Source organism: Rhodoferax sp. U11-2br (genome assembly GCF_018619435.1).
Lineage (GTDB): Bacteria > Pseudomonadota > Gammaproteobacteria > Burkholderiales > Burkholderiaceae_C > Rhodoferax.
On sequence record NZ_JAHFZF010000009.1, the window covers coordinates 127,394 to 135,546 of the forward strand.

Below are 8,153 nucleotides of genomic sequence, written 5' to 3' on the forward strand. Positions count from 1 at the left end.
GTTGCTATTTAATCAATAGTTTGCAAAGACCCTACCCAGCCAAGGGTGCCCATGCCAAAATAAACCATGCCCGAACCCATCACCCGTGCCCAAGACACCGTCTCGCTGGACAGCTCGCCCACCATGGCGATGACCACGCTGTACGGCGCGGCGGTTGGCCCGATTGGCAAGGATTATTACCTTCCCATCTTCAGCCGCTTTGAAGCCGCCGGTCAAGCCACCTTGTCGTGGAACCTGTCGGCCTGCCTGTACACCATCAACTGGATGATTTTCCGGCGCTTGTGGGGCCCGGCGCTGGTGTTTGCAGGGGCTCTGCTGGGCAGCGCGGTGCTGCTGGTGGCGCTGGGTCTGTTGGTGTTGGATTGGCCCCACGAGCTGCTCTACCAGCTGTTGCTGGCTTGCTTGGGCTTTAGCATGCTGGCCAGCGGCCTGTGGGGCAACGCCCTGCTCTACAACCACTGCCGCCAGGCCATGATGACGGCAGTGGCCGACAACAAGACCCTGGTGCAGGCCTGCGCCCAGCTCAGCCAGCAGGCCAGCACGCGCCAGCGTTTTATTCGGCTGCTGCTGGCCAACGCCTTGTTGCTGACACTGGCGGGGCTGGCTTACCTGCGCTGGGTGGGGTGGGACGGCACCGACACCCCGGTGCCAGACAGCACCCCCGCGCCTGCGCTGGCGGCCAGTGCCATTGAACCCGCTGCGCCTGCGGCCAGCCAAGCGGCATCGGTCGCGCTGGCGCCTGCGTCAGCGACCTCGACACCGCTGGAGGTGCCTGCTCTGTTGGCGGCGCCAGTTGCCTCGGCGGCCAGTGCCACACCAGCGTCTGCGGCGGTGTCTGCCGCTGCTTCTGCCCCCCCGGCAATGCCCGCATCGGCCCCGGTTTCGGTGCCCGCCGTGTTGCCGGCCACATTCACCCAGCCACCAGCCTCAGCTGCGCTGGTGGCATCCGCCTTGCCCCAAGCTGCGGCTTCGGCCTTGGAGCGCACAGCCAGCGCGCCACGGGGTCGCAGCGCTGCGCCAGCCTCGGTACACAGCTCGGCTGCGGCACCCTCTGCGTCCAAACCGGCAGCCCGAGCGGCTTCCAAACCCGCAGCTCGCGCCTCCAAACCGGTGGCCAAAGTAGCCAGCGCCAAAGCCCCCAAAACCACGGCGGCCAAGGCCAGTCAGGTCACCAAGGCAGCGCCGCCCACCAAAGGCCTCTACATCAACGCTGGCCTGTTTGCCAACCCGGACAACGCGCGCAATGCACTAGCCAAATTGCAGGCCGCAGGCTTGCCCGCCACGGCACAGGAGATCGACACCAGCCAAGGGCCACGCACGCGGATTCGGGTCGGGCCTTATGTCAAAACGCCCCAGGCTGAGGCCAGCATCCAGAAAATCAAAGCCCTTGGTCTGGACGCGGCGCTTGTCAAACCCTGAGCTTGTGATTACATTGGCGCCCTCCCCCTTTGCCACAGGAAACGCCATGGCCTCTGTCTCATCTATTTCCCTCTCGGGCATGAACGCCGCCCAGACCCAGCTCAATGTGGCGGCGCACAACGTGGCCAACCTCAACACCGACGGGTTCACGCGGCAAGAGGTAACGCTGACCGAACAATCCGAAGGCGGTGTGTCGGCCAGTGTGGGTAAAGCGTCCCAAACCGGTGCAGCGTTGGAGGAAGACGTGGTCTCGCAATTGCAGGCCACACACGCCTACCTGGCGAATCTGGCGGTGTTCAAGACCAGCAACAAAATGGCAGGCGCCCTGCTCGACCTCGACGCCTGAGCCAGCGCACCATCAACTGGCGGACAGCTCAGTCCTCGGCGGTGTGGCAAGCCACACATAACTTGTTACCATCCGGATCTCGAAAGTAAGCCCCGTAGTAGTTGGCGTGGTACTGCGGGCGCAGACCCGGCGCCCCCTCTGAACTGCCACCATGCTGCAGCGCGACCGCGTAGGCCGCATCCACCATGGCCCGGCAGCTGGCCAGAAACGCCACCATCTGCCCGTTGCCCGGCGCATGGGGCTGCTGGTCAAACGGCTTGCCCAGTAAAAACAGCGGCCTCGGGTCGGGCTGCGACTGCCAACCGGCCCAAGGCCGATCAGCCTCAACAAACCGCACCTGCACCCCCAACGCCTCCATCAGCGGCTGGTAAAAGGCCAAAGCGCGCTCGAAGTTGTTGGTGCCAACAAAGATGTGAGAGAACATGGTGGAGCACTCCGGGTGGAAGGTGTTGGGCGCTGGTCCAGCCCGATCAGCTCAGTCGCGGTGCGGCCTGAGAACGGGTGTTGTCATCCCCGAGCCGGAACACCGAAATGGCGTGCACGAGTTGCTGCGCCTGCTCTTTAAGGGATTCGACCGAGGCGGCGCTTTCCTCCACCAGGGCGGCGTTTTGCTGGGTGGCTTCGTCCATCTGGGCCACGGCTTGGCCCACCTGTTGCACACCCAGGCTTTGCTCGCTGCTGGCCGATGAAATCTCGCCAATCAGGTCGCTGACGCGGCGGATCGCGTCCACCAACTCGGCCATGGTTGCGCCGGTTTTGTTGACCACGGTGGCGCCTTCGGCCACGTTGTGGGTGCTGGTGTCGATCAGGCCCTTGATCTCTTTGGCGGCCTCGGCACTGCGATGTGCCAGTGAACGCACTTCAGAGGCCACTACCGCAAAACCACGGCCCTGTTCACCCGCGCGGGCGGCTTCCACCGCCGCGTTCAAAGCCAAGATGTTGGTCTGAAACGCAATGCTGTCGATCACACCAATGATGTTGGCGATTTTGTCGCTGCTGTCATTGATGCCTTTCATGGTCTGGATCACCTGGGCCACCATGTCACCGGCTTGACTCGCCACAGCCGAGGCCTGGCCTGCGAGCTGGTGCGCGGTCTGCGCGCTGTCGGCGTTTTGTGAGGCGCTGGAGCCCAACTCTTCCATCGAAGATGAGGTCTCCTCCAATGCTGCCGCCTGGCGCTCTGTGCGCGCCGACAGGTCGTTGGTGCCTGAGGAAATTTCGTGGGTAGCTTGTGACACCGTCTGGGCCGAGTGGCGCACCGACTTGAAGGTGTCTGCCAGGCCCAGGCGCATTTTTTCAAGCTGGGCCATCAGGCTGCTCTGATCCGCAGCGCTGACATTCACCCGGGTAGCGAGATCACCACCCGACACCCGGGCCACCGCGTCCACCGCATCGGCCGGGTCACCGCCGAGCTGCTTTTGCACCGAGCGGATCACCGCAACACCAAAACCGATGCCCATCACAATCGCCAACGCCATGATGCCCATGATGATGTTGGCGCTGCGGTCCACCGCTGCGGCAACACGTTCGGTGGCGTCTTTGGAATAACTTTCCTGCTTTTTACCGGCCTCGATCAGCAGGTTGCGCACCTCCACATGCAGCGGGTCGGTGGCGACTTTGAGCTCTTCCATGGCGCCATCTGCATCGCCCGCGTCAGCGGCTGCGTAGAGTTTTTGCACCGAGCCTTTGTACTGCGCCCACTTGTCGGCCAGCTTGTCACCCAACGCATGCAACTCGTCGGTGGGGGCCTCCTTGCGCAGGAACTCGATGGCACCCAGCACGTCTTTTTCGGAGCTGCCATTGAGCCCGGTGGTTTCCTCACGCGACTTCGGGTCGGTCTTCAGGATGTAGGGATACATGCGCCGAAAGTGCACCGCCGCCTGCCGGCCAGCATCCACCACCTTGCGCAGCGGCACCACGGTTTCGGTGTACATCAGGCGCTGCTCGTCGCTGAGCTGCTTCATCTGCCAGATGCCAATTGCACTCGCCAGCACCAGGGCCAGCAGAAAAAAGGACACCAGGCCGTAGAGTTTTTGCGACAGGCGCAAGTGGTGGAAAAAATGCATTGGGACACGCTCCTGAAAAAGTAAAAAACACCTGGCGACCTGATGGCGTCTCTGGATGATTTTGGGTGCGGCAAACAGATGCAACACGGCCCTCGCCACACCGCAGCTCACCCGACAAGCGTCCGTAGTGGTGTACTGCCATCTGTGAGAAATACTACCATATCAGTAGCGTCAAGACCAATTGATACAAGGGCCAGAAACCCAAAAGGCTTGCACTCACTTGACTCGTCTTGCTTGGGGGCAAGGCCGCAGGGCTGCGTATTGTTGTCTGACGGTGCAGGCCGCCTTGACAGTTGTTGTGCTGCACATCCACCTTGATCCACATCAAAAAGTTACCGATTTTCAAGCTGCATCGCTAGAATTTCTTGCCCCCACAAACACAAGTCGCTCGAGCGACACCGACTGGCACTTGCCACGCTGCGCACCCGTCGGCCTCCCCCTCGTTGGTTTTTTTGCCGTTGTTATTCCTCTGAAGATCTGGAGAGTCAAGCCTGCCCGTTTGTTCAACCTGTCCCACCAAGGAGCGTCATCATGGCCAAGAAGGCACTGTGTATCGGCATCAACAACTACCCCGGCACCCACATGGACCTGCAGGGCTGTGTCAACGACGCCAACGACTGGGCGGACACCTTGGGCGCACGCGGCTTTGGGGTCAGCAAACTGCTCGACGACCAGGCCACCAAGGCCGCGATGGTGGCGGCTTTGAGCAGCCTGATCAGCAAGGCCAGCAAAAACGACAGCCTAGTGATCACCTTCTCGGGCCATGGCACCTACCAGCCCGACACCGATGGTGACGAGGCCGACGGGCTCGATGAAGCCCTGTGCCCGTATGACCTGCAGACCAAGGGCGCGGCCTTGACCGACGACGAAATCAAAACCCTGTTTGCCGCGCGCAAGCCCGGTGTTCGCCTGGTCTTGATTGCCGACAGCTGCCACTCCGGTACCGTGACCCGTGCCGCCAAGGCGGAGCCCGGTGCCGACACCCGGCCACGCTTCATGCCGATGGGCAACTGGTTGCCGGCCAAAGATTTGCCCAAAAACCGCGCGGGCAAACTGGCAGCCACTGTGCTGGCACCGGCGGGCGCCTCCCCGCTGCTGGGGGCTTATTCACGGCTGCTGGGTGACTTGCTTTTGTCGGGCTGCAAAGAAGGCCCCAACAACTTCAGTTATGACGCGCACATCCAGGGCCGCTACAACGGGGCCTTCACCTACTACGCGCTCAAAGCCCTCAAAACGCTCAAACCAGAAGCCAGCTACGCCGACTGGCACAAAGCCATCCTCAAATACCTGCCCTCGGCCAGTTACCCGCAGTCGCCCCAAATTGTGGGCAGTGACACAGCCCGGAAAAGCAAGGTTTTTGCGTAAGTTCCCGCGCCGGTGTCGCGCGTGCGGCTCCGGTTGTGTTCCATCTGGCAGGAGCATCCCATGGCAGAGCAGCTGTACAAGATCCGCGGCACCCTAAGTGACACCCGCGCGCCACGTTTCGGGGGGATGGCACCCAGCCACCGGCTGATCCCCGGTGCCGCACGTGACGGTGCCGGTGACCAGATCGAGGTGGCGGGCAACACCGTGGTGCGGGTGGAGCTGGACAACGGATTTGTCCTCTGGAGCCGGGTGGATGACCTGACGCACGAGTATGGCGCCTTGCCCAGCCGCGACGCGGGTGCCGCCTGGGAGTTCTCGCGCCTGACACCACGCACCAGCAGCGGGGGTGAACGTGGACTGCTCGGCCTGGCCATCCGCGTGCTGGATTTTTTTGGCCTGGACCTGGCGGAAAAATCCGCCCGCAAACTGGGTCAACACTTTGAACAAAAGCTGCTGGGTGACCACCCGCCCGGCCTGTACCAGCTGGACCTCAGCGGCGATCTGACACTGCGCAGCCTGCCCAACACCAGCCCCATCCCGTCCAACCAGGGCCCGCTGCTGGTGTTTTTACATGGCACGGCCTCCAGCACAGCGGGCAGTTTTGGCAAGCTGTGGGAACCGGGCGCGAGCGAAGCGGCGCGTCTGCGCCAATCCTTGGCACCGGTGTATGGTGAGCGGGTGTTGGCGCTGGAACACCGCAGCCTGACCGAGAGCCCGATCCAGAACGCGTTGGCCCTGGTCAAACGCCTGCCCAGCGGCGCCGAGCTGCACCTGGTGAGCCATTCACGCGGTGGCCTGGTGGGTGAGCTGCTGGCCCTCTCAGGCTGCCCCAAGCTGGAGCAACTGCTGACCCCGGACAAGGTGCAACAGCTGTTTGCTGCCGACCGCAGCATCGCCCCACAACTGGGGCTCTCGCCGCTGTCTGACACCGAGGCCCAGGCGCGTGATGCCGACTACAACGCCGACCGCCAGCACCTGCTGGAGCTGGTGGCGCTGCTGGCCCAGAAACAGTTACGCGTCACCCGTTTTGCCCGTGTGGCCTGCCCGGCACGTGGCACCACCCTGGCCTCGGGTCGGTTGGACCGTTGGCTCTCGGTGCTGGACTACCTGGTGAACGCGGCCACCGGCAACGGCCTGTTTGGTGACAGCCTGGATTTCCTGCTGGCGGTGGTGAAAGAGCGCACCGACCCACGCACCCTGCCCGGCATCGAGGCCATGGTGCCCGGCTCGGCGCTGACCCGGCTGCTCAACGGTGTGCCCGAGTTGGTGACCAGTGCCGACCTGAGTGTGATCGCCGGTGACATCGAGCCCGGTGACGGCCTGTGGAACACCCTCAAGGTGCTGGCCAGCGACTGGTTTTACAAAAACGAGCACGACCTGGTGGTGGACACGGCGTCCATGGGGGGTGGTCTGACGCGCCAAGCGCCCGGTGCGCGTTTCCGCCAGGACAGCGGCCCCAAGGTCAACCACTTCCGTTATTTCAGCAACGAGGCCAGCATCCGCTGGCTGGGCGCAGCGCTGGGCCGCAGCGACGCCGACAGTGGTGGGTTTCTGCCACTCACCACCCCTCCACCCGCTGCCCCGCGCTGCCAGGCCGCCGCAACACGCAGCCGCAGCAGCCCCAACAAACCGCGCCCGATGGTGGTGCTGCTGCCCGGCACCATGGGCAGTCAGCTGCGGGTGCAAGACGACACCGTGTGGCTGGACTACTGGACGCTGCTCAAAGGCGGCCTGAAACGCCTGGCCATGGACCGGCCTGGCATCAGCCCGGTGGGGCTGGTCGACGACTTTTATGGCCCGCTGGTCGAGTTTCTGGCACGCAGCCACCAGGTGGAGCTGTTCCCCTACGACTGGCGCCACTCGGTGCGTCAGGCCGCCGCCCGCCTGGCCAGCACGCTGGAGCCGCTGCTGGCCCAGGCCGAGCGCAGTGGCCAGCCGCTGCGCCTGGTGGCCCATTCGATGGGGGGCCTGGTGGTGCGCGCCATGATCGCCGACGGCGGCCTGGGCAGCGCAGTGTGGCAGCGCATCACCCGCCTGCCCGGCGCACGGTTTCTGATGCTCGGCACCCCCAACCTGGGCTCGTACGAGGCGGTGCGCTGGCTGACCGGCTTCAACCCGACCCAGACCAAACTCACGCTGCTCGACATCACCCAGAACACTGACCAGATCATTGGCCTGGTGTCGCGTTACCCGGGCCTGCTGGAGCTGCTGCCCTTTGCCCCGAACGACCCCGACTTTGCCGACACCAGCCGCTGGGACAAGCTGCGCCAGGCCATTCGCGCCAGCTGGGCCACCGCACCCACCGCCGCGCTGCAGGAAGCCGCCACCACCTGGCAGTTGCTGCGCAGTGCACCGCCCGACCCGCAACATATGGTGTACGTGGCGGGCTGCCAGCCCAGCACGGTGATCGACTACCAGCTCAGCGCTGGCCCCTCCTGGTGGCGGCCTGAGCAGAAGCGCCTGCAGTTCATCGCCACCCACGAGGGCGATGGCACGGTGAGCTGGCAGTCGGGCTGCCTGCCCGGTGTGCCCACCTGGTACGCCGAAGACACCGCACACGATGCCTTGTGTGCCCAGCCCCGGGCCTTCCCCGGTTACCTGGACCTGCTGGTCAACGGCCAGACCCGGCTGCTGCCCAGCACACCCCCAGCGCGCTGGCGTGGCGCAGCGGGTGAGGAGCGTTTTGTGCTGCCCGACACACCGCCGGTGGACGGTATCCCCGCGCCGGGTGACATCAGCGGCCTGGGCTGGTCTGGCCAGGCACTGGCGCCCCAAGCCGCTTCGGAGGCGGCGCTGCCTCCCATCGAGGTCGCCATCCGCCACGGCAACCTGGCCTACGCGCGCCACCCGGTGCTGGTGGGCCACTACCAGGGTGACACCGTGGTCAGCGCCGAGGCGGTGCTGGACCGCCAGCTGGGCGGTGCGCTGACGCGGCGGCTCGATCTGGGCATTTACCC

5 protein-coding genes and 1 pseudogene are annotated in these 8,153 nt (G+C 64.4%); 4 read left to right on the plus strand and 2 right to left on the minus strand.

Annotated features, from left to right (window positions below; all coding sequences use genetic code 11):
* Positions 1-66: 66 nt before the first annotated feature.
* Positions 67-1,419 carry an SPOR domain-containing protein gene (locus KKO72_RS08355; protein WP_214937273.1) on the plus strand — a complete coding sequence of 451 codons (1,353 nt, stop codon included), beginning with the start codon at positions 67-69 and terminating at the stop codon, positions 1,417-1,419.
* 46 nt (positions 1,420-1,465) lie between these two features.
* On the plus strand, positions 1,466-1,765 hold the full coding sequence (locus tag KKO72_RS21255; protein WP_214937275.1) for a flagellar basal body protein: 300 nt from the start codon (positions 1,466-1,468) through the stop codon (positions 1,763-1,765).
* A gap of 28 nt (positions 1,766-1,793) precedes the next feature.
* On the opposite strand, the gene KKO72_RS08365 is transcribed toward KKO72_RS21255, so the two are convergent.
* A complete protein-coding gene (locus tag KKO72_RS08365) occupies positions 1,794-2,189 on the minus strand; it encodes a VOC family protein (protein ID WP_214937277.1) in 396 nt (131 codons plus the stop codon).
* 46 nt (positions 2,190-2,235) lie between these two features.
* Positions 2,236-3,831: a methyl-accepting chemotaxis protein gene (locus KKO72_RS08370; protein ID WP_214937279.1), complete on the minus strand. Its 1,596-nt coding sequence runs from the start codon at positions 3,829-3,831 to the stop codon at positions 2,236-2,238.
* A gap of 531 nt (positions 3,832-4,362) precedes the next feature.
* On the opposite strand from KKO72_RS08370, the gene KKO72_RS08375 reads away from it, so the two are divergent.
* Both KKO72_RS08375 and KKO72_RS08380 read left to right on the plus strand, forming a co-directional pair.
* Positions 4,363-5,196 carry a caspase family protein gene (locus tag KKO72_RS08375; protein WP_214937281.1) on the plus strand — a complete coding sequence of 278 codons (834 nt, stop codon included), beginning with the start codon at positions 4,363-4,365 and terminating at the stop codon, positions 5,194-5,196.
* A 60-nt stretch (positions 5,197-5,256) separates the two neighbouring features.
* Positions 5,257-8,153: pseudogene (locus tag KKO72_RS08380) on the plus strand (hypothetical protein); the annotation flags it as partial.